At 62.9% G+C, this 22,402-nt stretch carries 30 protein-coding genes and 1 pseudogene; 18 read left to right on the top strand and 13 right to left on the bottom strand.

The genetic code is table 11. The features are described from left to right. Positions 1-9: 9 nt before the first annotated feature. Both kynA and kynU read left to right on the top strand, forming a co-directional pair. Positions 10-849 carry a tryptophan 2,3-dioxygenase gene (kynA, locus tag UP10_RS16405; RefSeq protein WP_044588369.1) on the top strand — a complete coding sequence of 280 codons (840 nt, stop codon included), beginning with the start codon at positions 10-12 and terminating at the stop codon, positions 847-849. 10 nt (positions 850-859) lie between these two features. Continuing rightward, on the top strand, positions 860-2,074 hold the full coding sequence (gene kynU / locus UP10_RS16400; RefSeq protein WP_044588368.1) for a kynureninase: 1,215 nt from the start codon (positions 860-862) through the stop codon (positions 2,072-2,074). Between the two features lie 4 nt (positions 2,075-2,078). Here kynU and UP10_RS16395 read toward each other — a convergent pair whose 3' ends face one another. Beyond that, on the bottom strand, positions 2,079-2,867 hold the full coding sequence (locus UP10_RS16395) for a cobalamin-binding protein (RefSeq protein ID WP_044588439.1): 789 nt from the start codon (positions 2,865-2,867) through the stop codon (positions 2,079-2,081). A 143-nt stretch (positions 2,868-3,010) separates the two neighbouring features. Between UP10_RS16395 and UP10_RS16390 the strand changes: the two genes are divergently transcribed. Both UP10_RS16390 and UP10_RS16385 read left to right on the top strand, forming a co-directional pair. Beyond that, a complete protein-coding gene (locus UP10_RS16390; RefSeq protein ID WP_044588367.1) occupies positions 3,011-3,409 on the top strand; it encodes a PaaI family thioesterase in 399 nt (132 codons plus the stop codon). 140 nt (positions 3,410-3,549) lie between these two features. Next, positions 3,550-4,173 (top strand): GNAT family N-acetyltransferase, encoded by a 624-nt coding sequence (locus UP10_RS16385; RefSeq protein WP_044588366.1) that lies wholly within the window; start codon positions 3,550-3,552, stop codon positions 4,171-4,173. Between the two features lie 77 nt (positions 4,174-4,250). On the opposite strand, the gene UP10_RS16380 is transcribed toward UP10_RS16385, so the two are convergent. From UP10_RS16380 to UP10_RS16370, 3 genes are all read right to left on the bottom strand, one after another. Next, positions 4,251-4,553, bottom strand: a complete 303-nt coding sequence (locus UP10_RS16380) for a hypothetical protein (RefSeq protein ID WP_044588365.1) — start codon at positions 4,551-4,553, stop codon at positions 4,251-4,253. Positions 4,554-4,642: 89 nt separating this feature from the next. Beyond that, complete coding sequence (locus tag UP10_RS16375; RefSeq protein ID WP_044588364.1) at positions 4,643-4,942, bottom strand: putative quinol monooxygenase; 300 nt, start codon at positions 4,940-4,942, stop codon at positions 4,643-4,645. Between the two features lie 18 nt (positions 4,943-4,960). After that, a complete protein-coding gene (locus tag UP10_RS16370) occupies positions 4,961-5,647 on the bottom strand; it encodes a DUF2161 domain-containing phosphodiesterase (protein ID WP_044588363.1) in 687 nt (228 codons plus the stop codon). A 132-nt stretch (positions 5,648-5,779) separates the two neighbouring features. Between UP10_RS16370 and UP10_RS16365 the strand changes: the two genes are divergently transcribed. Continuing rightward, positions 5,780-6,124: a GrlR family regulatory protein gene (locus UP10_RS16365; RefSeq protein WP_044588362.1), complete on the top strand. Its 345-nt coding sequence runs from the start codon at positions 5,780-5,782 to the stop codon at positions 6,122-6,124. 147 nt (positions 6,125-6,271) lie between these two features. Here the strand turns inward: UP10_RS16365 and fabG are convergent, their stop codons facing one another. Continuing rightward, positions 6,272-6,952, bottom strand: a complete 681-nt coding sequence (gene fabG / locus UP10_RS16360) for a 3-oxoacyl-ACP reductase FabG (protein WP_044588361.1) — start codon at positions 6,950-6,952, stop codon at positions 6,272-6,274. A gap of 114 nt (positions 6,953-7,066) precedes the next feature. Between fabG and UP10_RS16355 the strand changes: the two genes are divergently transcribed. Then, complete coding sequence (locus UP10_RS16355) at positions 7,067-7,777, top strand: SGNH/GDSL hydrolase family protein (RefSeq protein ID WP_245302263.1); 711 nt, start codon at positions 7,067-7,069, stop codon at positions 7,775-7,777. A 102-nt stretch (positions 7,778-7,879) separates the two neighbouring features. Continuing rightward, the gene (locus UP10_RS16350) at positions 7,880-8,077 is read left to right on the top strand and encodes a hypothetical protein (protein ID WP_044588360.1); all 198 of its coding nucleotides are present in this window, start codon (positions 7,880-7,882) and stop codon (positions 8,075-8,077) included. Between the two features lie 64 nt (positions 8,078-8,141). Here UP10_RS16350 and UP10_RS16345 read toward each other — a convergent pair whose 3' ends face one another. Further along, positions 8,142-8,888, bottom strand: a complete 747-nt coding sequence (locus UP10_RS16345) for a tyrosine-protein phosphatase (protein ID WP_044588359.1) — start codon at positions 8,886-8,888, stop codon at positions 8,142-8,144. A gap of 230 nt (positions 8,889-9,118) precedes the next feature. Beyond that, complete coding sequence (locus tag UP10_RS16340; RefSeq protein ID WP_044588358.1) at positions 9,119-9,319, bottom strand: DUF2735 domain-containing protein; 201 nt, start codon at positions 9,317-9,319, stop codon at positions 9,119-9,121. A gap of 556 nt (positions 9,320-9,875) precedes the next feature. Between UP10_RS16340 and UP10_RS16335 the strand changes: the two genes are divergently transcribed. The 4 genes from UP10_RS16335 to UP10_RS16320 all read left to right on the top strand — a co-directional run bounded on the left by UP10_RS16335 (position 9,876) and on the right by UP10_RS16320 (position 13,339). Then, on the top strand, positions 9,876-10,910 hold the full coding sequence (locus UP10_RS16335) for a glutamine synthetase beta-grasp domain-containing protein (RefSeq protein WP_044588357.1): 1,035 nt from the start codon (positions 9,876-9,878) through the stop codon (positions 10,908-10,910). Between the two features lie 181 nt (positions 10,911-11,091). Then, a complete protein-coding gene (locus tag UP10_RS16330; RefSeq protein ID WP_044541832.1) occupies positions 11,092-11,796 on the top strand; it encodes a hypothetical protein in 705 nt (234 codons plus the stop codon). 6 nt (positions 11,797-11,802) lie between these two features. After that, positions 11,803-12,489 carry a substrate-binding domain-containing protein gene (locus tag UP10_RS16325; protein ID WP_044588356.1) on the top strand — a complete coding sequence of 229 codons (687 nt, stop codon included), beginning with the start codon at positions 11,803-11,805 and terminating at the stop codon, positions 12,487-12,489. A gap of 31 nt (positions 12,490-12,520) precedes the next feature. Further along, a complete protein-coding gene (locus UP10_RS16320; RefSeq protein WP_044588355.1) occupies positions 12,521-13,339 on the top strand; it encodes a tetratricopeptide repeat protein in 819 nt (272 codons plus the stop codon). A gap of 21 nt (positions 13,340-13,360) precedes the next feature. On the opposite strand, the gene UP10_RS16315 is transcribed toward UP10_RS16320, so the two are convergent. Then, entirely contained in the window at positions 13,361-13,804 is a 444-nt protein-coding gene (locus UP10_RS16315; protein ID WP_044588354.1) for a DMT family transporter, read from the bottom strand. Between the two features lie 158 nt (positions 13,805-13,962). Here UP10_RS16315 and UP10_RS16310 point away from each other — a divergent pair, with 158 nt between their 5' ends. Continuing rightward, positions 13,963-15,585 carry an ABC-F family ATP-binding cassette domain-containing protein gene (locus UP10_RS16310; RefSeq protein ID WP_044588353.1) on the top strand — a complete coding sequence of 541 codons (1,623 nt, stop codon included), beginning with the start codon at positions 13,963-13,965 and terminating at the stop codon, positions 15,583-15,585. A 13-nt stretch (positions 15,586-15,598) separates the two neighbouring features. Here the strand turns inward: UP10_RS16310 and UP10_RS16305 are convergent, their stop codons facing one another. Continuing rightward, positions 15,599-16,477 (bottom strand): dienelactone hydrolase family protein, encoded by an 879-nt coding sequence (locus UP10_RS16305; RefSeq protein WP_044588352.1) that lies wholly within the window; start codon positions 16,475-16,477, stop codon positions 15,599-15,601. Between the two features lie 145 nt (positions 16,478-16,622). Here UP10_RS16305 and UP10_RS16300 point away from each other — a divergent pair, with 145 nt between their 5' ends. Then, positions 16,623-17,552: an MBL fold metallo-hydrolase gene (locus UP10_RS16300; protein ID WP_044588351.1), complete on the top strand. Its 930-nt coding sequence runs from the start codon at positions 16,623-16,625 to the stop codon at positions 17,550-17,552. A gap of 116 nt (positions 17,553-17,668) precedes the next feature. Here UP10_RS16300 and UP10_RS16295 read toward each other — a convergent pair whose 3' ends face one another. Genes UP10_RS16295 through UP10_RS16285 form a run of 3 tightly spaced genes read right to left on the bottom strand, consistent with a single transcriptional unit; the run spans position 17,669 to position 19,327 of the window. Further along, a complete protein-coding gene (locus UP10_RS16295) occupies positions 17,669-17,866 on the bottom strand; it encodes a hypothetical protein (RefSeq protein WP_044588350.1) in 198 nt (65 codons plus the stop codon). A 37-nt stretch (positions 17,867-17,903) separates the two neighbouring features. Continuing rightward, positions 17,904-18,206, bottom strand: a complete 303-nt coding sequence (locus UP10_RS16290; RefSeq protein ID WP_044542622.1) for a PilZ domain-containing protein — start codon at positions 18,204-18,206, stop codon at positions 17,904-17,906. Next, positions 18,206-19,327 (bottom strand): DUF2336 domain-containing protein, encoded by a 1,122-nt coding sequence (locus tag UP10_RS16285; protein WP_044588349.1) that lies wholly within the window; start codon positions 19,325-19,327, stop codon positions 18,206-18,208. The genes UP10_RS16290 and UP10_RS16285 overlap by 1 nt, the downstream gene beginning before the upstream one ends. Before the next feature lie 99 nt (positions 19,328-19,426). On the opposite strand from UP10_RS16285, the gene UP10_RS45265 reads away from it, so the two are divergent. From UP10_RS45265 to UP10_RS16275, 3 genes are all read left to right on the top strand, one after another. Then, positions 19,427-19,681 carry a hypothetical protein gene (locus UP10_RS45265; protein ID WP_197086831.1) on the top strand — a complete coding sequence of 85 codons (255 nt, stop codon included), beginning with the start codon at positions 19,427-19,429 and terminating at the stop codon, positions 19,679-19,681. Continuing rightward, positions 19,644-20,573: an AraC family transcriptional regulator gene (locus UP10_RS16280; RefSeq protein ID WP_245321762.1), complete on the top strand. Its 930-nt coding sequence runs from the start codon at positions 19,644-19,646 to the stop codon at positions 20,571-20,573. Before UP10_RS45265 ends, UP10_RS16280 begins: the two co-directional genes overlap by 38 nt. A gap of 108 nt (positions 20,574-20,681) precedes the next feature. Beyond that, positions 20,682-20,927 (top strand): PilZ domain-containing protein, encoded by a 246-nt coding sequence (locus tag UP10_RS16275; RefSeq protein WP_044541844.1) that lies wholly within the window; start codon positions 20,682-20,684, stop codon positions 20,925-20,927. 124 nt (positions 20,928-21,051) lie between these two features. Here UP10_RS16275 and UP10_RS16270 read toward each other — a convergent pair whose 3' ends face one another. After that, positions 21,052-21,300: a hypothetical protein gene (locus tag UP10_RS16270; protein WP_044541845.1), complete on the bottom strand. Its 249-nt coding sequence runs from the start codon at positions 21,298-21,300 to the stop codon at positions 21,052-21,054. A 151-nt stretch (positions 21,301-21,451) separates the two neighbouring features. Here UP10_RS16270 and UP10_RS16265 point away from each other — a divergent pair. Both UP10_RS16265 and UP10_RS44315 read left to right on the top strand, forming a co-directional pair. Beyond that, positions 21,452-22,125 (top strand): annotated as a pseudogene (locus UP10_RS16265) (nitroreductase). 65 nt (positions 22,126-22,190) lie between these two features. Further along, positions 22,191-22,361, top strand: coding sequence for a hypothetical protein (locus tag UP10_RS44315; RefSeq protein ID WP_156180055.1), 171 nt, complete (start codon positions 22,191-22,193; stop codon positions 22,359-22,361). Positions 22,362-22,402 lie beyond the last annotated feature (41 nt).

Raw genomic sequence — 22,402 nt, 5'->3', positions numbered from 1 at the left:
GGATGTGTCATGAGCAGTAACGCCTACGATCCCACGGCCGAGGGCGCCGAGACCGACTTCGCCCGGAAAATGTCGTATGGCGACTATCTGCAACTCGATGCACTGCTCGGCGCCCAGCACCCCGTCTCGGACGCGCATGACGAGATGCTGTTCATCATCCAGCATCAAACCTCCGAGCTGTGGATGCGGCTCGCCATCCACGAGCTCCGCGCTGCGCGAGCCGCCATCGCCCGCGAGGAGGTGTCGCCGGCGATGAAGATGCTCGCGCGTGTCTCCCGTATCTTCGAGCAGTTGAACAGCGCCTGGGACGTGCTGCGCACCATGACGCCCAGCGAATATACCCATTTCCGCTCGCGGCTCGGACAGTCCTCGGGCTTTCAATCGTTTCAGTACCGGCAGATCGAATATCTCCTCGGCAATCGCAATGCCGCGATGCTGCAGCCGCACGCGCATGACGCCGAGGTGATGACGTTGCTCGAAACCGAGCTTGCCACGCCGAGCCTTTATGACGAGGTGCTGCGGCTTGCTCACCGCAGGGGGCTCACCATGCCCGCGACCGTCCTGTCACGCGACGTCCACGAAACCCATCACTTCGATGAGGGGGTGATGCAAGCCTGGCGCCGCGTCTATGAGGCTCCCGAAGCCAACTGGATGCTCTATGAGCTCGCCGAGAAACTGGTCGACTTCGAGGATTATTTTCGCCGGTGGCGCTTCAATCACGTGACGACGGTGGAGCGCGTGATCGGCTTCAAGCGTGGCACTGGCGGCACCGGTGGGGTCAGCTATCTCAAGCGGATGCTCGTGGTCGAGCTGTTTCCCGAACTGTGGCGCGTCCGCACCATCCTGTGAGCGAGTGGCCATGACCGAAACGAAATCGCAACTGCGCGTCTACGACGACACCAGGGCAATGTTTCATCTGCCCCCGGATGTCATCTATCTCGACGGCAACTCGCTCGGTACGCTGCCGCTGGGCGTTGCCGAACGCGTGGCGCATGTCGTCACAGCCGAGTGGGGCGACGAGCTCATTCGCGCCTGGAACACCGCCGGCTGGTACGTGCAGCCGCGCCGTGTGGGCAATCGAATCGCCCGCCTGATCGGCGCCGAGCCAGGCACCGTGATGATGGGCGACACGCTGTCGCTGAAAGTCTATCAGGCGCTTGCGGCCGCGCTCGACATGAACCGGGAGCGCAAGGTCGTTCTCTCCGACACCGGCAATTTCCCGACTGATCTCTATATGGCGGAGGGGCTGATCGCGACGCTCGGGCGCGGCCATCAATTGCGGCTGGCGGCGCCGGAGGAGGTCGAGGCATCGCTGTCCGACGACATTGCGGTGCTCTATTTGACCGAGGTCGACTACCGCACCGGCCGTCGCCACGATATGCTGACGCTGACCAGGAGGGCGCATGCGCTCGGCATCGTCACGGTCTGGGATCTCGCGCATTCGGCCGGCGCGCTGCCGGTCGACCTCGCCGGTGTCGGCGCCGATTTCGCCGCCGGCTGCACCTACAAATATCTCAACGCCGGCCCCGGCGCGCCGGCCTTCCTCTACGTCGCGCCACGTCATGCCGATCAGGCGCGCGCTGCGTTGTCGGGCTGGATGGGCCACGCAAATCCGTTCGCCTTTGATCTCGGTTATCAGCCTGCCGGCGGTGTCGAGCGCATGCGCGTCGGCACACCGCCGGTGCTGGCGATGGCCGCGCTGGAGGCATCGCTCGACATCTGGGATCGCGTCGATATCGCCGAAGTCCGCGCGCGCTCACTGGCGCTCGGCGACCTGCTGATCGCTGAGGTCGCGCGACGCTGCCCGTCGCTGAAGCTGGTGACACCGCGCGCGCACGCGCAGCGCGGATCGCAAATCTCCTTTGCCTTTGCCGGCGGGTATGCCGCCATGCAGGCGCTGATTGCCCGCGGCGTGATCGGCGACTTCCGGGCGCCGGACATCATGCGCTTCGGGATCACACCGCTCTATATTGGCGAAGCCGAGGTGATGAAGGCCGCCGGGATCATCGACGAGGTGATCAATGGCGAGGTGTGGCGTCGGCCGGAATATCAGGTCGTGAATGCGGTGACGTGAGCAGTCATAGCTGCTGCGGCCACAGCGCCTTGACGATCGCATCGAGCCCATCCGTCAGAGCCGCGGGACCGGGCTGCAGGATGATCGTCGACTTGATCTCGACGATGCGATCGTTGCGCACCGCCGGAATTGCGCTCCAGCCGTCACGCTTGCGGATGCGGTCGGGGACGACCTTCTTGCCGCACCAGGATGCCAGGATCACATCGGGCGCGGCGGCGCGCACGACATCAGGTGAAATGATGCGATCCTTGGCCGCCTTGTGAACGCGCAGATGCGGAAGTGCGTCCTCGCCGCCGGCGATCTCGATCAGCTCGGAGACCCAGCCGATGCCGCTGATCAGGGGATCGTCCCACTCCTCGAAATAGACCTTTGGCCGCGGTGCCGGACGCGGCGTCGCTGCAATCGTCGCAAGCCGTTGCTCGAGATCTTGCGCGAGCCGCTCGGCGCGTTCGGCGGCGCCGACGATGGCACCCAACGTGCGGATCATCGCAAAAATGCCGGCAAGGTCGCGCTGGTTGAAGACGTGGACGGCGACGCCGGATCGAACCAGATCGGCGACGATGTCGGCCTGCAGGTCGGAGAAGGCGAGCACCAGATCGGGGGCCAGCGCGAGGATCTTTGGAATGTCGGCGGAGATGAAGGCGGCGACGCGTGGCTTCTCGCGACGGACCTGTGGCGGCCGCACTGCGTAGCCGGAGACGCCGACGATACAGTCCTGCTCGCCGAGCAGATACAGCGTCTCGACGGTCTCTTCGGTCAGGCAGACGATTCGACGGGGAGGGAAGTCGTGCATCCCGAACGATATGCAGAATTGGCGGCACGTTGTCACGGCGGCCATAACGTCATGGTCGTCATTACCTCGGACGTCATTGCCGGGCTCCGTCAGGCAATCCATCATGCCAGGGAACATCGTTGAAGAAACAACAGGGAGAGCCCATGACGCTGCTCGAAAAAATCCAGTCGATGAAGATGCCGTTCGCGGAACTGAAGGGCGTCACCTTCACCGCCGCCGACAAGGATCGCGTGGTTGCCCGCATGGTGGTGCGGCCGGAACTCTGCACCCTCAACCACACCATCCATGGCGGTGCTGTCATGGCGTTCGCGGATTCGGTCGGCGCTGCCGCCACCGTGATCAACCTGCCGGAGGACGCCAAGGGCACGACGACACTGGAGAGCAAGACCAATTTCATCGGCGGCGCCAAGGAGGGAACCGCGGTCATTGCCACCGCGACCCCGGTTCACCGGGGGCGGCGGACTCAGGTTTGGCAGACCCGGCTGGAGACCGAGGACGGCAGACTGGTTGCGATCGTGACCCAGACGCAGATGGTATTATGATAGCATAATCATATGATTTCCCAATCAAGTCATGGGTTATTCAAATGAATCTAGACACTTGAATTATATGGTGCGATGCACAATATAATCCGGACTAGGGATTCGACGCCTCCTCGAGGGCTATCACGAGGAGTTATGAAATGAACTATGATTCTATCAGTACAACGGTTGCCAAGGGCACCGTGCGAACCCTGAGCCAGCAGGAGGAGCTTCCGCTGCTGCGCGATCACCTTTTGAGACTGGACCGAACCAGCCGGCATGATCGGTTTCATGGCTTCATCGATGACAGTTTCATCCGTCGTTATGCCGAGCGGTGCGCCAATGATGGCACCGTCATCATCGCCTATTTCGAGGATGGCGTCGTCCGCGGTGCAGCCGAGCTGCATCCGCCGGAGCAGTCGCCGGACGCCCAGCCGGAGATCGCCTTCAGCGTGGAGCGGTCGGTCCGGCGCAAGGGCGTCGGCAGCATCCTGTTTCGCAAGCTGATCGCTGAGGCCCACGCCAAGGGCTACACCAGCCTAAGGATCACCACCGGCGCGCAGAACGACGCGATGCGGGCGCTCGCCAACAAGTTCGGTGCGCACCTGACCTTCCGTCACGGCGAATCCACCGGCAGCATCGACCTGAGCGAGCAGAGCCAGAGCGAGCCGGCGCCGGCAGCAGCCGCGGTTTCGCCGGTCGAGGCCGTCCGCGCGATCGCCGACATCAACCGTGCCTATTGGCGGATGGTGATGCAGATGTCGGGCTGGGGCCGGGCCGCCTGAAGCATCCGCCAGCAACAAACGAAAAAGGGCAATTCGCTCAGCGAATTGCCCTTTCTTTTGATCAATCAGTTTGTTGGTCAGGTGCCGGTGCGGGCCGCAAAGCGGCGGACCACGCGGCGCTCGACCACGATGGAGCGCTGTGCGCCCTGTTCGCCGGCGATCACCCGGGTGGCCGTGCCGGTCCGGGCGCTGACACGCGCGGTCTTCCTGACCTCCGCCAGCACCTCTTCATAGGGCAGGCCCATCAGGGAAGACGCGATCTCGGCCTGGCCTTCCACGTCATCGGTGATGCCGATGGCGGCGAAGATTGCCTCCTCCAGCGTCGGCGGATCATGCCGTACGCGCCGGGTCCCATACTTGGTGTTCCAGTCTCCGCTCATCGCCGCCTCGCTTCTGAATCGCGGGTGATACGTAAGTGGCCTTATGTTGCATTGCAATATGAAACTGATGTGGCATTTCAGCCATGCGTTCAGGGTCTCTCGATCTTGTGAGCGTCATAAAGCTCAAGAGTGGTCGCCGCAGCGGCCAAGGGCTGCAGCGAGCGCACCAATTCGCGGGTGGCAGGGACCGCGAAATGGGTCTGCAGCGCGGCGAGATCAGCCCATTGCTCGAAAAACACCAGCCTAAGCGGATTCTCGCAGTCGATATGGACGGTATGTGAGATGCAGCCGGGCTCGGCGCGCGAACGGTGCACGTGTTCGAGACTTAGCCGCCGCACTTCGTCAAAGCTGTCGGGGCGGGCGGTCACGCTGCCAGTCACCACGATCATGCCGCCCCCCCGTTCGTCCTATGGCGCGGCTTCGGCCGCCCCTGAGAAATCCGCCGGCTGCTGCGGCCAGCGCTTCAGCGCCGCGCGCCCGGCATCGGTCAGCACATAGATGCCGCGCTCGGCGCGATCGAACCAGCCATAGACATTGTGCAACAGGATCTTGCCGGCGTCCGGAAAATCGACGCGCAACTCGCGCACCTTGCGCGGGCCGTTCGCAAGCGCCGAGGCGCAGGCCAGCGCCTGCTGCCGATAGGCGGTCATGATCGGCGCCCGGGTCGAGCCTCCCAGGACCGGATCACCCTTGCGCTTGCGATGCTCGGCGATCAGCCGCGACCGCTTCTTCGGATTGCGGCGGGGTGCTGCGGTCGGTGGCTTCACCAGCACCTCGACATCGCCGGTCGAGGTGACGCCGAGCATGCCGAAGCCGAGCCGGCGGCACAGATTGCGGTAGCGTGCATCGCTCTCGCGGCCCTTGCCGCGGATCGAGATCTTTGCGGCGATCCAGACCTCGTCGGCGGCGCCGGCGCGATCGACCGCCTGCAGGATCAGTTCGAGATTGAACGCAAGCTTGAGTTCCCCGACCACGACCACCGGCGGATCGCCGGTACTTAGCGCGACCAGATCGCAGCCGCCGACCTCGCCCTTGACCGTGAAGCCGAGCTTTTCGAGGAAGCGTTTGACGGGCAGATAAAGCGCGGTTTCCAACGGTAGGCTCCGGCGGCGCCCCAGGCCGCGACTCGATTCGCAGCAGCATAGCGCGGATTTGCGCCGGCCGGATTTGCCCTATGTCGGCCTGAGCGGCTAATGTTGCTGCCGGGACAAGGCGCAACAATTTCTATGATCAAGAACGGGCTCTATCACATCACGATCGACTTCCTCGACAGCGTAACCGGCGGCAATCAGGGCGTCATGGTGCTGCGTGACGGCCAGATGCGCGGCGGCGACTCGTTCTTCTACGCCCACGGCAGCTACACCGCGGCGGACGGCAAATGGAAGGGCGAGGTCACCAACCAGGAGCATTCGCCGACCTATGGCGAGCGGCCGGTGTGGGAACGCAAGGTCGTCACGATCGGGTTTACCGGCACCTACACCGACGAGACCGCAGAAGGCGACGGCATCGCGCTGGCGGGCAAGCAGAGCATCCGCTTCAAGTCGAAGCTGCGGCTGCTGATCCCGGACTGAGCAAGTCGAGCGACTGCCCGGCGCGATGCGCCGCCAATGCCTCATCGGCAAGGACGTCCAGTTTCCCGGCCTTTGCGTCCCGCTCAATCGCTGCGTCGAACCGCTCCGCATCGGTCTCTTCGATGTCGTTTGCTTTGATCACACCTTCTAGACCCGTCCGTTGACCGGCAGCAGTGCGCCGGTGACGGCGCCGGCGGCGTCGCTGGCGAGGAACAGGATGACGTCGGCGAGTTCTTTCGGCGTCACCCATTTGGAAACGTCAGCCTTCGGCATCGCGGCGCGATTGGCTGCGGTGTCGATGATCGAGGGCAGCACGGCGTTGACCGTGACCTTGCCCTTCAGCTCGGCCGCGAGTGCTTCGGTCAGGCGATGCACGCCGGCCTTCGAGGCGGCATAGGGGCCCATGCCGGCAGCGGCCTGCAGCGCGCCCAGCGCGCCGATGTTGATGATGCGACCGGCGCCGGTCGAGGAAAGATGCGGGATCGCGGCGAGCGAGGCGTTCAGCGCGGTCATCACATTCATCGCATACATGCGCTGCCAGGTCGCGGGCTCGCCGTCGGCGACCGACTCGAAGGTGAAGCCGCCGGCGATGTTGATCAGCGCATCGAGCCGGCCGAAATGCGCAGCGGCCTTGTCGATCGCCGATCTGGCCTGCGCGGCGTCGGTGAGATCGACGCCGCCGAGTTCGATGCGATCAGCCGTCGCAGCAACGGACGACGCCGCGTGATCGATACCGGCGACGCGCGCGCCCCTTGCGAGAGCCTGTTCGGCGACCACCTTGCCGAGCGCGCCCAGGGCGCCGGTGATGACGATGACTTTTCCGTTCATGTGGTCTCCGTACAGGCAAAAGGCAGGCGCCCACTATGATCAGGCGGATTTCATTTGCAATGCCGCGAATTTCGCTACCTACTGCGGGTATTGTTCAATTCATTCGCGCAAAGGATGTTTGCGATGCCCGCACCCAGGCCATGCGAAACGCATCTCGATATTGTGAAGCTCCAGCACGGCTTGCCGCATCTGGCTCAAGCGCTCAAACGCCAACGCAAGGTCAAGGTGGTGGCGCTCGGATCGTCATCGACCGCGGGTGCTGATAATATTCTGCCGTTCCCGCCGCGACTCGAGATGCTGTGGCGAAGCCAGAAACCGTCCTTCGGCCGGATGATTGATGTGATCAACCGCGGCATCGGTGGTCAGGAGGCGCCGGAAGAGTTCTCGCGCATCGAATCCGATGTCATCGCTGAAGCACCGGTGATGGTGATCTGGCAGGTCGGCACCAACGCCGTCTATAAGAACTACAACTTCGATCAGGTACAAGCGACATTCCAGGCGGGACTAGACGTGCTCGCCGGGCTGCCGCTCGACGTCGTGGTGATGGATTCCCAGTACACTCAGGCCATCATAGGAACGCCTGACGTACTCAAGCTTGCCAACCAGTTCATGCCGATGATCGCCGAGGTCGCAGCAAGCAGGCAAGTCAACTTGTTCCGCCGTTTTGCGCTGATGAAGCAATGGGTCGATGCCGGAATTCCGTTGTCCGAACTCGATGACGGCGCACAGGAGCATCTTCATACAAGTGACTGGGCGACCGATTGTGTGACGCAGGCTTTGCTCGGTGCGATCAACGATGCCGTGACACGCGAGCTGATCACGTAAGACTACGGGTGTCGCGCGATCAGTAAAATTTGCCGCAGTTCTGTAAGTCGATCGCAGAATCCTTCCGGTAGAAGTGAACTCCGACCAAGGCAGGGGTTCGTTATGGGATATCTTCCGGATCACGGTTTACCGCTTGTTCAGCTTAAGGAGCAGCGGCGCGACCTCGTGGTGGCGCTGCAAAACCGCAACGGGCCGGTGGGCAGCTGGGAGTTGATGCAGATCGCGGCGATCCAGCAAGCGATCTCCGCATTCGAGGACGTCATCGCCGATCTCGACGCGGAGCTCGAGGCCGCGGCCTAGAGCGATTTCGAGCGAAGTGGATACCGGTTCGCGTCAAGAAAACGCGTCAAGACGAGAATCGCCATCACGCCCGCAAATAGCGGCCTTCAAGCGCCTTGCGCTCGGCCTGTCCGAGCCCGATTCCATCCCGGAAATAACCATCGAGGTTGCCGTAATCGGCATCGATCGCCTCGAACGCAGCGTGCAGGAACGCGGGCTGCACGGCGCCGAGCACCTGCTTGACGTCGTCGGGAAGCTCGGTGCTGGCGGACGGATCGCGCTTGTAGAACTGGTTGGTCAGGAGATAGTCGTCCGCGATATCATCGCCGGGCACGCCGAGCGCGTGCAGGATCAGCGCGCAGGCAAAGCCGGTGCGATCCTTGCCGGCGGTGCAGTGGATCACGAGCGGCGCGCGATCTTCGAGCAGATGGGCAAACAGTGCGCGATAGCGCGGTGTGTTGTCCTGCACATAGCCACGATAGGAATCCCGCATCACCTCGACCGCGTCGGCCTTCGATGGTGGCCGGCCGCTCGCGGCGATCGCGCGCAGCGCGGCCACGACGGTCGGCTCGACGGGAAGTGAATGCACGGTGATTTCGGCCATGACGCACGGCGCTTCAGTTCGTTCGGTCACGCCGCGGAAGTCGAGTGCGCTTCTGACCCCGAGTCCGCGCACCACCGCGATGTCCGGCTCGGTGAGATGGCCAAGATGATTGGAGCGGAAGACCTGCCGCCAGCGCACCGTTCGTCCATCCCGCGTCGGGTAGCCGCCGAGGTCGCGAAAATTGCTCGCGCCGGAAAGATCGAGATGGCGGGCAGGGATTTCTGACATCGGACCAACCTGTGCTCACATCGTCGCGGACTTGACGCAGGACTGGTCTATAGCTGGCCTCTCGGTGGGAGAATATGACTTATCCTGGGAGCGTCACCTTCGGCAGGGCGACCGGTGATGGCCTGCAACCCGGCATGAAAAAAGGGCCGAAACCTTGGTTCCGACCCTTCTTTACTGTTCCGACGCTGCCAGATGTGTCCTGCGCGCCGTGCCCCTCGATCGCGCCGGCATCAATGATCCCGGCCCGGTTTGGCGTCTTCGATCGCCGCCTGATGGTACCAGCTGTCGCTGCAGTTGCTGGTCTCAACCTGTGCCGCAAGTTCGAGCGCCGTGCTGGCGTCGCCATAGCGACGTCCGCCGAGAGCTGCGCGGCCCCCGGACGGGAATTGATAGATCTTGGCAGATCCCTCATTTAAGCCTGTGTTCATCATCGCAAAGTCTCCTAGGTCCGGAATGCGAACCACCATCGTGCGCCCGACTCCTTCGTGCGCCGTTACCGTCGTCTGGATATCGGCCGAGGCCCGTGAGGGTGCAAGGTGACTAAGACGTAGTCACATTCTGTTTAATTCATGGGCAATTCCGCGTTTGCCTCCTGCGGGGCAGTATGCAGATGACCAACGCTTGGGCCGGAGTGATGGTTGCTAGAAGCTTGCTAGGCGCGGGCGGGCGGGAGGCGAACTGTCACACGACACTGCCACGGCTTTAATCGGCAGGGCGGTCTCGGCCGGATTTGCCGGAGAATCGGGCGCTCGCGCAGGTCTGAAAGCGGAATCTGGCTGCCCAAAACGCATGCCAGCCGCGCTCCTATGTCGCACCAAAAAATCCGATGTCCGCTGTGGACATCAGCGAGCGGGGCGGGCGCCGCATTGCAGCGACTGGCATTTTAATTGCTTGGGTAGCAAGTGGCCGATGGTGGCCGGGTACACGTGCGGCGATCGACTTGCTTTCGGTTTCCTCACGTTTTTGCATCATCAACAGAGAGGTTCAATGACCAAGTACAAGCTCGAGTATATCTGGCTCGACGGATATACGCCGACGCCGAGCCTGCGCGGCAAGACGCAGATCAAGGAATTCGCGTCGTTTCCGACCCTCGAACAGCTTCCGCTCTGGGGGTTCGATGGCTCGTCCACCCAGCAGGCTGAAGGCCACAGCTCCGACTGCGTGCTGAAGCCGGTCGCGGTTTACCCCGACGCTGCGCGCGAAAACGGCGCACTGGTGATGTGCGAAGTCATGATGCCCGACGGCAAGACGCCGCACGCCTCGAACAAGCGCGCCACCATCCTGGACGACGAAGGCGCATGGTTCGGCTTCGAGCAGGAATATTTCTTCTACAAGGACGGCCGCCCGCTCGGCTTCCCGTCGGACGGTTATCCGGCGCCGCAGGGCCCGTACTACACCGGCGTCGGCTACTCGAACGTCGGCAGCGTCGCCCGCAAGATCGTCGAAGAGCATCTCAACCTCTGCCTCGCCGCCGGCATCAACCACGAAGGCATCAACGCCGAAGTGGCGAAGGGCCAGTGGGAATTCCAGATCTTCGGCAAGGGCTCCAAGAAGGCCGCTGACGAAATGTGGATGGCCCGCTATCTGATGCTGCGCCTCACCGAGACCTACGGCATCGACATCGAGTTCCACTGCAAGCCGCTCGGCGACACCGACTGGAACGGCTCGGGCATGCACGCCAACTTCTCGACCACATACATGCGCGAAGTCGGCGGCAAGGAGTACTTCGAGCAGCTGATGTCGGCCTTTGAGAAGAACATCATGGACCACATCTCGGTCTATGGTCCGGACAATGACAAGCGCCTGACCGGCAAGCACGAGACTGCGCCCTGGAACAAGTTCAGCTACGGCATTGCCGACCGCGGCGCCTCGATCCGCGTTCCGCACTCCTTCGTCAACAATAGCTACAAGGGCTATCTGGAAGACCGCCGCCCGAACTCCCAAGGCGACCCCTACCAGATCGCATCGCAGATCCTGAAGACGATCTCCGAAGTTCCGACCGGCGTGAAGGCTGCGGCCTAAGATCCCGTTGGACCCGGACGGCAGCGTCCGGTATCGCAATCCGGTCCGCCAAGCGAAAGCTTGGCGGACCTTTGCGTTTTAATGACATCGCTTGTGCGTGGCTTCACACGGAAAGCGGTTTCGCTGCGTTATGAACCGCGCTAGACAACGCGGGCAATTTGCGCTGCCGGGGACGCGGCACTTGTTTGAGGGGTTTTACAAGGTTCGATTCGAGCTCGGCGGCACCGTTGGCCGCAGCGTGATGTATGTCGGCGAAGGCGGGATGCTCGGCGGCAACTCGGCCTTTGCCCATATCGGCACCTACCGGAAGAACGGCGACGAGGTCGCCATCGAGATCAAGACCGTTCGCCACAACCCCGATCCGAACTACCGCGCGATGGCCGGCACCGACGACGCGACGCTGATCGCCAAAGGCGGGCCGGACGGCGATCTCTATCGCTTCAAGGGCGAGCTCAAGGAATTGCCCGGCGTGTCCTTCCAGTCGGTGATGACGCCGATCACGGCGGACGAAATGCCGATCGCTGGCGGCGTCGGCGAGGGCTGCGTCGTCAACGGCCTCTATTCGATCCACATCCGCATGCTCGACGGGGTCGATGGCGGCCTCACCGGCGTGATGCTGCTCAACAATGGCCGGATCCTCGGCGGTGACGCCTTCTTCTACTATCTCGGCACCTACACCTCCGAGAACGGCCGCTGGAAGGGCCAGATCCTGAATCAGGAGCATACGTCGGCGAAGGGCGAGAACCCGATCTTCGGCGGTCACGAGGTCGGCATCGGCTTTGCCGGAACCTGCGACGAGGAGGGCGCCGTGCTCGATGCCACCGCGCTTGCCGGCAAGCGCAGCCTTCGCCTCACGGCGTTGCTCAAGTTGTTGCGGCGGGCGTAGGCTCCAATGGACAATTCAGTCCGCGTGCTCTCGACATTGGCGCTGAAGGGCGCCGTGGCGCGGCTTGCCGAGACTTATCGAACGACAAGCGGTGTCCGGATCAATGCCGATTTCGCACCGACGCTTGCGTTGCTCGAGCGCCTGCGTGGTGGCGAGGCAGCCGATCTCGTGATCCTCACCCGCGAGGGCCTCGACGAGATGATCGGCGAGGGCCGTGTTGTCGCCGACAACTCAGTCGATCTCGCGCGCTCCTATGTCGGGCTCGCGGTGAGGGCGGGCGCGGCGCATCCCGATATCGCATCTGAAGCCGGGCTGCGCGCAACGCTGCTCGGCGCGCGGGCGGTCGCCTATTCGCGGCTCGGCGCCAGCGGCATCCTGTTCGCACGGCTGATCGAACGGCTCGACATCACCGCGGAGATCAACGCGCGCGCGGTGATCATCCCGTCGGGCTTCACCGCGGAAAAGCTCGTTACCGGCGAGGCCGATCTTGCGGTTCAGCAGATCAGCGAGCTGAAGCAGGTTGACGGCATCGATGTCGTCGGTCCCATTCCGCTGAATTTGCAGACCGCAGCGGTGTTTTCAGCCGGCCGCATGACGGCGTCGGGGAACGCTGATGCCGCCGATCATCTGCTGCGCTATCTGGCCTCGGCCGATGTCGCGCCGGTGCTGCGCACGACCGGGCTTGAGCCTTGAATTTGCCGGCCTGGCGACGCAACCTCCACCCATGATCAAACGCCTCCATGCCATTGTCGTTGTCGCGGTGCTGGCTGCGCCGGCGCTTGCTTATGCGCAATCGGCCGATCTCGTACTGTGCGACCGCGTCGCAGCCAGTCCCTCCGATCCCGACAAGCCGGCCGACGTCAAGGGCGTGCAAGAGATCGCCGTATCAGACATTTCGACCGCGATCAGATATTGCGCGGTCGCGGCAAAATCGTCGCGCCGGGCGATGTACCAGCTTGGCCGCGCCTATGCCGCCAACCACCAGATAGCGGAGGCGGCCGCCGCCTGGCGCAAGGCCTCCGACAAGGGTTCGACATCGGCGATGGTCGAGCTCGGCGTGCTCTATGGTACCGGCACCGGCGTCGCCAAGGACGAGGCGCAGGCCCGCCAATTGTTCGAGCGCGCGGCGCAGGCGGGCAATGCGCGCGGCATCAGCAATCTCGCAGCGCTCGGCGGCAGTGCGGCCTCCGATCCGGCCCGGGCGCGCGAATTGCTCGGCAAGGCTGCGGAGACCAATCCCGAGGCGCAGTATCAGCTCGGCATGATGCTGGCGGACGGCAAGGGCGGCGCGCAGGACGACGTCGCGGCGCGGGCGCTGTTCGAGAAAGCTGCCGCGCAGAACCACCCGGGTGCGCTGGAACGCATGGGCGCCTTCGCGCAGGCCGGTCGCGGTGGCCCGAAGGACGCTGACGCCGCGAAAGGCTATTACGAGCGTGCCGCGGCGCTCGGTGACGAGGATGCCAAGAAAGCGCTGGAGCGCGCCCGCTGTCCCTACGTCATCAAGGACAAGCGCGGCAATGCGGTGACGAACCTCTGCTTCTGATGTGTTCGCGGCGCAGCGGCTTCAATCCTTGATGAGGAGGACGCCGCCGATGACGAGCGCGATGCCGACCAGTCGTGACACCGACACGGGATGCGGTGTTAGCCCGAAGAGGCCGAAATGATCCATCGCGATGCCTGCGATCATCTGACCGGCGACCACAAGCGCCAGTAGTGTGGCAGCTCCCAACGACGGCAACAGCAAGATCATCAGCAGGATGAACACGCCGCCCAGGAGGCCGCCACTCCAGGCCCACCACGGCGTTGCCCTCACCAAATTCCACGACGGTACCGGCTCGCGCCGCACCACGAGCACTACGACCATTGTCAACAGACCGCCGAGATAGCTGACGAGCCCGGCCCAGGCGGGCGAGTTCAGGGCGGAGCGCAGATTGCCGTTCAGGACCTGCTGAACGGACACGCTGATGCCCGCACCGAGCGCGAGCAGGGAGAGAAGCCAGACTTGCATGTGATGCCCCTAAAGACCGATCGGGGAAGTATTCCCGGTCTGGTTCTGATGGCAACGACAGGCATGCGTGCGGGCTCGCTGCGAAACGCATGGAACGGGCTTCCACCCGGGCTCCAGATCGAATAAGAGGCCGCAACCTCCTATTTCCCACATGTGTCATGATCCGCCTCGATAACGTCTCAAAGCAAGTCGGCCACCAGATCCTCTTCATCGAAGCCTCCGCAGCGCTGCAGAAGGGCGAGAAGATCGGCCTGGTCGGGCCCAACGGCTCCGGCAAGACCTCGCTGTTCCGGATGATCTCGGGCCAGGACATCCCCGATGAGGGCCAGGTCTCGGTCGATCGTGGCATTTCGATCGGCTATTTCAGCCAGGATGTTGGCGAAATGTCCGGCCGTAGCGCGGTCGCCGAGGTGATGGACGGAGCAGGGCCCGTCAGTGAGGTCGCGGCCGAGCTCAGGGAACTCGAGGCCGCGATGGCCGATCCCGATAAAGCTGACGAGATGGACGACATCATCACGCGCTATGGCGAAGTGCAGCACCGTTTCGAGGAGCTGGACGGCTATGCGCTGGACGGCCGGGCGCGCGAGGCGCTGTCGGGCCTCGGCTTCAGCCAGGAGATGATGGAGGGCGACGTCGGAAAGCTTTCCGGCGGCTGGAAGATGCGGGTCGCGCTGGCGCGCATCCTCCTGATGCGGCCCGACGTGATGCTGCTGGACGAGCCGAGCAACCATCTCGATCTCGAAAGCCTGATCTGGCTCGAGCAGTTCCTCAAAGGCTATGAGGGTGCGCTGCTGATGACGTCGCATGACCGCGAGTTCATCAACCGCATCATCAACAAGGTGGTCGAGATCGACGGCGGCCAGCTCACCAGCTATTCCGGCAATTACGAATTCTACGAGCAGCAGCGCGCGCTCAGCGACAAGCAGCAGCAGGCGCAGTTCGAGCGGCAGCAGGCGATGCTGGCCAAGGAGATCAAGTTCATCGAGCGCTTCAAGGCGCGGGCCTCGCACGCGGCCCAGGTGCAGAGCCGGGTCAAGAAGCTCGACAAGATCGAGCGCGTCGAGCCGCCGCGGCGGCGGCAGACGGTGGCATTCGAATTCCAGCCGGCGCCGCGTTCGGGCGAGGATGTCGCCAGCCTCAAGAACGTCCACAAGGGCTATGGCAGCAAGCGGATCTATGACGGACTGGACTTCATGATCCGCCGCCGGGAGCGCTGGTGCGTGATGGGCGTCAACGGCGCGGGCAAGTCGACATTGTTGAAGCTGGTGGCCGGGGCAACCGAGCCCGATGACGGTGCGGTGACGGTCGGCGGCAGTGTCAAGGTGGGCTATTTCGCCCAGCACGCGATGGATCTGCTCGACGGCGAACGCACCGTGTTCCAGTCACTGGAAGATGCGTTTCCGCAGGCCGGCCAGGGCTCATTACGCGCGCTTGCCGGTTGCTTCGGCTTCTCGGGCGACGATGTCGAGAAGAAATGCCGGGTGCTGTCGGGCGGCGAGAAGGCGCGTCTGGTGATGGCCAAGATGCTGTTCGATCCGCCGAACTTCCTGGTGCTGGACGAGCCGACCAACCATCTCGATCTCGCCACCAAGGAAATGCTGATCAATGCGCTCGCCGAGTTCGAGGGCACCATGCTGTTCGTCTCGCATGATCGGCACTTCCTCGCCGCGCTCTCCAACCGTCTGCTGGAACTGACGCCGGAGGGCATCCACCAGTTTGGCGGCGGCTATACCGAATATGTCGCGCGCACCGGGCAGGAGGCTCCGGGGCTGCGTAGTTAGGTTCGGCGCTCCGCTACTTCGTCATTCCTTCCACAAAGCCAATTGCACGCGTCTGGGCATCTGCTGATGCAGCGGCATTGGCGGGAATGGATTGGCGGCGTTGGCCGGGGTCGTCGAAATCGTGGGTCGCGCCCGGATAGAGCACGACGTCGATCTTGCTGCCGGCAACGATGGAGCGCTGGGCGACGTCCTGGCACTCCAGCGGCGACACTTCCTCGTCGTTAGAGCCGAGCAGCATGGTGATCGGTGCGCCTGACGTAAGCGTCTGCGCCAGCAGCGCCTTTGGTCCGCAGCCGGGATAGAACGCCAGCGCCGCGCGAAAGTCCGATGTTGCCGCGCCCTGCCGCTGCATGACGTTCAGCGCGGTGCTGCCGCCGTTCGACCATCCCTGCAGGAAGACGCGGTTGCCGACGATGTCATTCTGGCTGCGCAGCCAGCTCAGTGCGCCCTCCGCATCGAGCGGCCGCACCGTCAGTTCATTGACATCAGCGCGATCCGGATCACCATGGGTAAAGCGGCCAAAGCCGTGGGCCTTGCCGCGCGGACCAAAACTGTCTGGCAGTAGCGCGACGTAACCGCGGTCGGCCCAATATTGGCCCCACATCACATGCCGCTTCGACAGGCCGCCGGCGTTGCACTCGGCGGACGGACTGGTGCGCGACACTAGGGTGCAGCCCTTGTTGACGTTGATCGAGTACGGCCCGCCGCGGCCATGCAGCAGCACGATCGCAGGGTGAGGGCCTGACGATGGCGGCTTGAACAGATAGGCGACGATCTCGGTCTTGCCGTCCGCGCTCGGAAAGAACACGGTGTTTGGCGCGGTGGGGGCTGCGCGTGACGGAAGCGATGTGAGCATCAGCAGCACGGTGAGCTGAATCGCGCGATTTGTCATGGCCGCACACTAGCAGCTTTCGGACGAATTGCGGCGGATCGGCCGCGCCAGCAATGCAACGGCGCATGGCACGCCGCAATGGGCCCGCCTTGTCGGGTCCCGGAGCGCCCGTTACCATTTGCCAAAAAACGGGAGTGAAACGGCCATGAAGCAGATCAGGATCGGCGACATCACGATCGACGCAGTGATCGAGCGCGAGGGACCGTGGCGGCGGCCGCAGGATTTCTTCCCGGCCTATGACGATGCCGTGTTCCGGCATCACCTGCCGACCATGGAGCCGGAGGTGTTCGATGCTATCAGCGGCATGATGGTGATCACCTATCAGACCTTCGTGGTCCGCACACCGCGCTACACCATCCTGGTCGATACCTGCACCGGTGAGGACAAGGGCCATCCGCCGCCGTTCGATTTCCCGGGGAAAGAGCGCTGGCGCAACGAGCTGTTCGCGCTCGGCATCTCCTACGAGCAGATCGACTACGTGTTCTGCACCCATCTGCACATCGACCACACCGGCTGGAACACGACCTTGCGCGACGGGCGCTGGGTGCCGACGTTCCCGAACGCGAAATACGTCTTCCACCAGCGCGAATATGCGGCCTGGGAGGCCGAGAACGCCAAAGGCGCCAATCCGCCGGGGACGGTGTTTCGCGACAATTGCCTGCCGATCGTCGAGGCCGGGCAGGCGCTCTTGGTCGATGACGACTACGCGCTCGACGACACCGTTACGCTGATCCCGACGCCCGGCCATTCGCCGTGCCATTGCTGCGTCAACATTGTCTCGAAGGGCCAGCGCGCCGTGGTCGCCGGCGATCTGATGCACCACGTAATCCAGTGCCGCGAACCGGACTGGTCCGCGAAGCCCGATTGGGATCCGAAGCAGTCGGCAGCCTCGCGCCGGAAGTTCTTCGCCTCGGTTGCCGAGACCGACACCCTGATCCTGCCGATTCATTTCCCGACCCCGACGGTCGGCCTGATCAAGTCGGACGGCGACCGCTTCGACTATCGGTTTAAGCGGGAGTGGAGCGTTTCAAGCGAAGTGGATACCGGTTCGCATGAAGAAAACGCGTCAAAATAACAATCGAGGGCAGCGCGGGAATATCAGCGGTTCAACGCGACATCTCTGAACCCCGCCGCCAGAGGCCGTTTCGGCATCAAACGGGTCTCGTCAGCCGTCTAGCGTCAAGGAGCGCCTCACCCTAGGCGGACCAGGCGTGGCCGGCGCGTGACCTGGGTGAGAAATCGATCGAGCCCGCTGCAAAGTTGATGCGCGAGATCCTCGTTGATCTGGAATTTCGAGACTGTCCCGGCGCAATTGATCTCGAGACGTGCGCGCAGTGGGTCGGTACACTCCGTCGCGATCGTGACGTTCGTTACGTTCAGAATGGTCATTTGGGTTCCCCTCAGCCTTGATGAATTCCGCCAATCCTTATTTCGGAACGACGGGATGTCCCTTCTTCTTTTTTTCCTCGATGAACCTAACGCCGACCTCGGTGCCATCGACACGGATCAGTTCGCAGCGGCGAAAGGCCAATCCCCGCGATGAGAGCACGAGGAAGAATTCGTGCGCCCCGAGAACTTCGAGCGTTCCGTCGACTTCGAGCCGCGCTCCGCTCTGGGAGACGTCGAGCAGAGCGCAACTGCGATGCCAGGTGCCGTCGACTCCCATGAGGTTCACGGGGTGGCGGGTTTCGAGCCGGACGCGCCCGGCCTTGCGGTCTCCGTAAGCCATCACGGTCTCCGCGGCGCGGCCGACGGTGCGGCGGTCAGATCACTGAACGAGCCAAACCGCACCACGCGCTGGGCGTTTGAAAGCGGCATTGCTTCAAATCTCTCTCGGGCGAGTTCAAGCTCCTGTTGCGAGATCCTCGGCGCGACCGTCCGGCTGTTGATGATGGCCGCCGTCGTATTCCAGTTCAGCCGCGATGCCCGGCAGGCAATCACAAGCCCGTGGATCTCGGCGGACTCCATCAGCGGCTCGATCGTCTCGGTCGGCACGGCCGCCAGCTGTGCCAAGGCTGCGACAACATTGTGGTGTTCGCCTCTCACGGCGAAACGATTGACGCTGGAATCGTTCAATTGACCCGAATTGTTGAGCGCCATGACCGCAGCCTTCGCTTCGGTGTAGTCGATGGCGACAGGCGGTTTTGCCCGGGCGCGGGCGGCAGCGCTGGCATCGATCGCCGTTCGGATCGCGGCTTGTGACGATGGAGGCGCGGTCTTGAGGAGTTTGGCCTGGAGGCGTGTCGCGCATCTTGCGACGAGATCGCCGAGTGCTCCGGGCGGCAGGTCGTTGCGCGCGACCAGCGAACAAGCGATGTCCTCGTCGCGCTCCGCGGTATCTATGAGCATGGCAAAGCCTGCGCTCGTAAACTTCGTACCGGGATTGCTTGCCAATTTGCGAAGGACGCTGCTGTCCCCCCGCATCAGTAAGACATCGGTAAGCTCATCGGTGACGTTCTTTCGGGCTGCGATCGCGCAAAGGTGCTCTTCGGCACGCAACCAGGCGATGTCGATCAGATCGGCATCAGGGATGCAATCACAGTTGCGCAGGATCGGAGCCGCGACGTCGGCGTCATCATGATTGGCTAGGCGCCGCGCCAGCTCGCTGGGCACCAGGCGCGAGTCGGCAAAGGCGCGGCTCAGCGTGGTCAGGGTCCGCAGCTCGACGCCTTCCATCAAGCGAACCAGGACGTCATCGAACACGCCGATGTGGTGCTCGTTGAGCCGGTGGGCGTCCTCAAGAAAAAGACCAACCACCTGCCGCAACATCCGCACACGGCGGTCGGACGGGCCTGCTTTCAGAACATGGTCGAGTTCGGCAATAAGATCGGTCGAGGCAATGGCTGTCATTGCGGCACCTAAAAATGCTCCGCGACAGGGAACTACATTGTTCCCAGAACCAGTTTGCTCTCCGAATATTAATGCCCCCATAGAGTTTTATGGATACAAATGCCCGGTAAGGTGGAAATCCCGCCAAACGCTATCGAAAATCGGCAGCAGCCGCACTTTGTCATATTGTTTAGCCCGATATTGCACCGCAACTACCTCATTGTGTTCGTTGGGCGATTCGGAACCGGAGCGTTGATTCAATCAAAGATGTCGGCGCGCGCAAAGGCGCGGCGACAAGTGCCAATTTTCAAGATCGTTTCAGATGAACAACAGTTCGATGGCGCCATTGCTGGTGCCGAGGGTCTATCGATTTAACGATGTCGATGCCTTCAGGAGTTCGATCAGAAACCTGAACGTGGATTTCACGCCGCTCGCCCGGAGAATTTCGGCCGAGCAGGTGATCCTCAACCTGCCGGGATGCGACATCAACTACACGCAATCGTTTCCGCGGATTATCGATGCGCAATTCGCGCACGGTACCACGGCAATCGGTTTCACGATGGACGACGGCGTTCCGATCCGGTTCAACGGCGCCGAACGTGATCGTGCGGCGCTCGTGATCGGCAATGGCGGTGCCTTCTTCACCACCGTCGAGAAGACGCCACGCCAATACACCTCGATCGTCTTTACGCCCGAGATCGTCGATCGCGGCTGGCCCAATTCCATTGTCAAATTCAGCATCCACGAGATCAGCCAGCCGGCGCAGGATCGGCTGCGCGAGGTGGTACGGCAGGCCATGCTCGTCACGTCGCAGCAAGTCGCGGCAGCCGAAATCGTCGCCACCGGCACCGCGATCAAGGAATCCCTGCTCGCGGCGATCGACGACGCCTTCGCCGGGATCGTTCCAGGCGAGTGGACGAGGCGGGTCAACACGACGCGTCAGTTCAAGGTTTTCAACCAAGCGCGAGCCGCACTGGCCGGGAACGTGGCTCACCCGATCTACAGCGGCGACCTTGCCAGGGAGATCGGCGTGTCCGTGCGCACCCTGCACGATGCCATCCAGCGATATCGAGGCATGAGCATGCACCGCTATTTGCGCCTACGGCGGCTCTGGCTGGTACGCCAGCAACTGCTTGGCGGCGCGCCCAGCGTCAAGGCTTGCGCCCTGGCGTACGGCTTCTGGCACCTGAGCGACTTCTCCAGGGCCTACCGCTCGCAGTTCGGTGAATCGCCGTCCGAGACGCTGGCGGCATCGCGTTCGTCCTGACCGCCGCTCGCGATCTGGCCCGATTGACAAGGTCAGCAACAACAGGCTTGCACGGAATCTTAACGGCCGCCGATGAGCATGTTGCCCGGTCTACTCTAGGGATTGGTGATGTATCCTCGGCGGTTTGCGCGTGTTCGTCCGGCAGGTGTTGTGTCCACTTCGGTCAAGCTTTTGCTCGAACCGAAGACGCCGCTGCTCGAATGCAAGCTTCTGGACTATTCGGCCGGAGGCGCCTGCATCGAGTTGCAGCGCGCGGTGCAGTTGCCCGAACGTTTCGAAATGTTTCATGGCAACATCAGGAAACGTTGCCGGCGCGTCTGGACGAGAGGTCTGCGCGTCGGCGTCTCATTTTGAGCGTTCGAGCATTTAGCGTTCGAACATTTCCCCGCGAGCGTCAATTGACGCCACATCGGGTCGCGTATCACGCGGCCCGATACTGTTTCGATTGAGCAAGCAGGAAGAAAAACTGGCGAGGGGCTCAGGCGCCGCTTTCACACTTCTTCATGAAGGAGTTCTTGGCAGCGCCGGCGAGCTTCTTGCCGTCCGAGCCGACCGCCTTGGTCTCGCAGGTATCGGTCGTGCACTTCTTCATGAACGAGGTCTTCGCCGCGCCGGCGAGCGCCTTGCCGTCCTTGCCGACCGCCTTTGTTTCGCAGGAGGCGTCTTGTGCAAATGCCGAGCCGGCTGCAAAGGTCGCGATCACGGCAGCCAAGAAAATCCGCTTCATTTGGGTCTCTCCCTAAACCAAACCAGTGACCGGATTGGATATCGGATTCTTGACCCGATCAAGTTCCCATGGCGGATTTTGGCGGTAAAATGCCCAATGACGGGAGAAAATTTCCTGTATTGAGCGCGGAACAAAATGGAGGAAGCACGGAATGGACTTCGAGACGCTGGTACGGACACGCCAAAGCGTGCGCGGGTTCAAGCAGCAGCCGGTGGCTCGGGCGACCATTGAGGAGATCATCGAGGTGGCCAAGCGGGCGCCGTCCTCGATGAACACCCCTGGCACGTCCATGTCCTGACCGGGGCGCCACTGGAAGAGGTGCGGCGGCGCAACATGGAGGAGATGATCGCCGGCGCCAAGGCGAAGCGCGACATCGTCAGCCATGGCGAATATGAGGGCGTCCACCGCGGCCGCCAGGTCGACATCGCCAAGAAGCTGTTCGGCGCCATGGGGATTGCCCGCGACGACAAGCCGATGCGGCAGGATTGGGTGCTACGCGGCTTTCGCCAGTTCGACGCTCCGGTTTCGCTGGTCTTGGCCTATGACCGGATCCTGGATCCCGGCGCGGTCTGCCATTTCGACCTCGGCGCGCTCTGCTACGGCATCGTGCTGGCGGCCTGGGACCGCGGGCTCGGCAGCGTGATCAACGGGCAGGGCATCATGCGCTCGGACATCGTGCGCGAGGTCGCCAATATCCCGGAAGACCAGGTGATCATGACCTGCGTCGCCATGGGCTATCCCGACGACAGCTTTGCCGCCAACGCGGTACGGTCCGATCGCGAGGCCAACAGCGATTTCGCACGCTATATCGGCTTTGTCGACTGAGGCGAGGAGTTCACTTCTGATGCGACGCTGCAAATCGGCCGCTGTGATGCTCCGGCGGCAATCTCATGCTGGTCAGAACGCCGTCGTTCGGTAGCGACGGGCACATGCTGTTCGGCGCGGATGGGACGGCGATCTGGGCGCCGATCGTCGATCGTTTTCTTAAGGCTAACGACCTCGTGCTGCGCGACAAACTGCTCGACGTTCCCGTACGGCTGGCACAATCGCGCGGTCGTTGACCGCGTCGCGGGATATCGAATTCCGCGCGATGAAACCGCCG

It is taken from the genome of Bradyrhizobium sp. LTSPM299 (assembly GCF_000938235.1).
GTDB lineage: Bacteria > Pseudomonadota > Alphaproteobacteria > Rhizobiales > Xanthobacteraceae > Bradyrhizobium.
The sequence above is the reverse complement of the archived record's forward strand: the minus strand, read 5'-3'. Positions and strand labels throughout refer to the sequence as shown.

Coding starts and splice junctions, on each gene's coding strand:
- kynA (WP_044588369.1), top strand. CDS start 10: ATGAGCAGTAACGCCTACGATCCCACGGCCGAGGGCGCCGAGACCGAC.
- kynU (WP_044588368.1), top strand. CDS start 860: ATGACCGAAACGAAATCGCAACTGCGCGTCTACGACGACACCAGGGCA.
- UP10_RS16395 (WP_044588439.1), bottom strand. CDS start 2,867: ATGCACGACTTCCCTCCCCGTCGAATCGTCTGCCTGACCGAAGAGACC.
- UP10_RS16390 (WP_044588367.1), top strand. CDS start 3,011: ATGACGCTGCTCGAAAAAATCCAGTCGATGAAGATGCCGTTCGCGGAA.
- UP10_RS16385 (WP_044588366.1), top strand. CDS start 3,550: ATGAACTATGATTCTATCAGTACAACGGTTGCCAAGGGCACCGTGCGA.
- UP10_RS16380 (WP_044588365.1), bottom strand. CDS start 4,553: ATGAGCGGAGACTGGAACACCAAGTATGGGACCCGGCGCGTACGGCAT.
- UP10_RS16375 (WP_044588364.1), bottom strand. CDS start 4,942: ATGATCGTGGTGACTGGCAGCGTGACCGCCCGCCCCGACAGCTTTGAC.
- UP10_RS16365 (WP_044588362.1), top strand. CDS start 5,780: ATGATCAAGAACGGGCTCTATCACATCACGATCGACTTCCTCGACAGC.
- fabG (WP_044588361.1), bottom strand. CDS start 6,952: ATGAACGGAAAAGTCATCGTCATCACCGGCGCCCTGGGCGCGCTCGGC.
- UP10_RS16355 (WP_245302263.1), top strand. CDS start 7,067: ATGTTTGCGATGCCCGCACCCAGGCCATGCGAAACGCATCTCGATATT.
- UP10_RS16350 (WP_044588360.1), top strand. CDS start 7,880: ATGGGATATCTTCCGGATCACGGTTTACCGCTTGTTCAGCTTAAGGAG.
- UP10_RS16345 (WP_044588359.1), bottom strand. CDS start 8,888: ATGTCAGAAATCCCTGCCCGCCATCTCGATCTTTCCGGCGCGAGCAAT.
- UP10_RS16340 (WP_044588358.1), bottom strand. CDS start 9,319: ATGATGAACACAGGCTTAAATGAGGGATCTGCCAAGATCTATCAATTC.
- UP10_RS16335 (WP_044588357.1), top strand. CDS start 9,876: ATGACCAAGTACAAGCTCGAGTATATCTGGCTCGACGGATATACGCCG.
- UP10_RS16325 (WP_044588356.1), top strand. CDS start 11,803: ATGGACAATTCAGTCCGCGTGCTCTCGACATTGGCGCTGAAGGGCGCC.
- UP10_RS16320 (WP_044588355.1), top strand. CDS start 12,521: ATGATCAAACGCCTCCATGCCATTGTCGTTGTCGCGGTGCTGGCTGCG.
- UP10_RS16315 (WP_044588354.1), bottom strand. CDS start 13,804: ATGCAAGTCTGGCTTCTCTCCCTGCTCGCGCTCGGTGCGGGCATCAGC.
- UP10_RS16310 (WP_044588353.1), top strand. CDS start 13,963: ATGATCCGCCTCGATAACGTCTCAAAGCAAGTCGGCCACCAGATCCTC.
- UP10_RS16305 (WP_044588352.1), bottom strand. CDS start 16,477: ATGACAAATCGCGCGATTCAGCTCACCGTGCTGCTGATGCTCACATCG.
- UP10_RS16300 (WP_044588351.1), top strand. CDS start 16,623: ATGAAGCAGATCAGGATCGGCGACATCACGATCGACGCAGTGATCGAG.
- UP10_RS16295 (WP_044588350.1), bottom strand. CDS start 17,866: ATGACCATTCTGAACGTAACGAACGTCACGATCGCGACGGAGTGTACC.
- UP10_RS16290 (WP_044542622.1), bottom strand. CDS start 18,206: ATGGCTTACGGAGACCGCAAGGCCGGGCGCGTCCGGCTCGAAACCCGC.
- UP10_RS16285 (WP_044588349.1), bottom strand. CDS start 19,327: ATGACAGCCATTGCCTCGACCGATCTTATTGCCGAACTCGACCATGTT.
- UP10_RS45265 (WP_197086831.1), top strand. CDS start 19,427: ATGCCCGGTAAGGTGGAAATCCCGCCAAACGCTATCGAAAATCGGCAG.
- UP10_RS16280 (WP_245321762.1), top strand. CDS start 19,644: ATGGCGCCATTGCTGGTGCCGAGGGTCTATCGATTTAACGATGTCGAT.
- UP10_RS16275 (WP_044541844.1), top strand. CDS start 20,682: ATGTATCCTCGGCGGTTTGCGCGTGTTCGTCCGGCAGGTGTTGTGTCC.
- UP10_RS16270 (WP_044541845.1), bottom strand. CDS start 21,300: ATGAAGCGGATTTTCTTGGCTGCCGTGATCGCGACCTTTGCAGCCGGC.
- UP10_RS44315 (WP_156180055.1), top strand. CDS start 22,191: ATGCTGGTCAGAACGCCGTCGTTCGGTAGCGACGGGCACATGCTGTTC.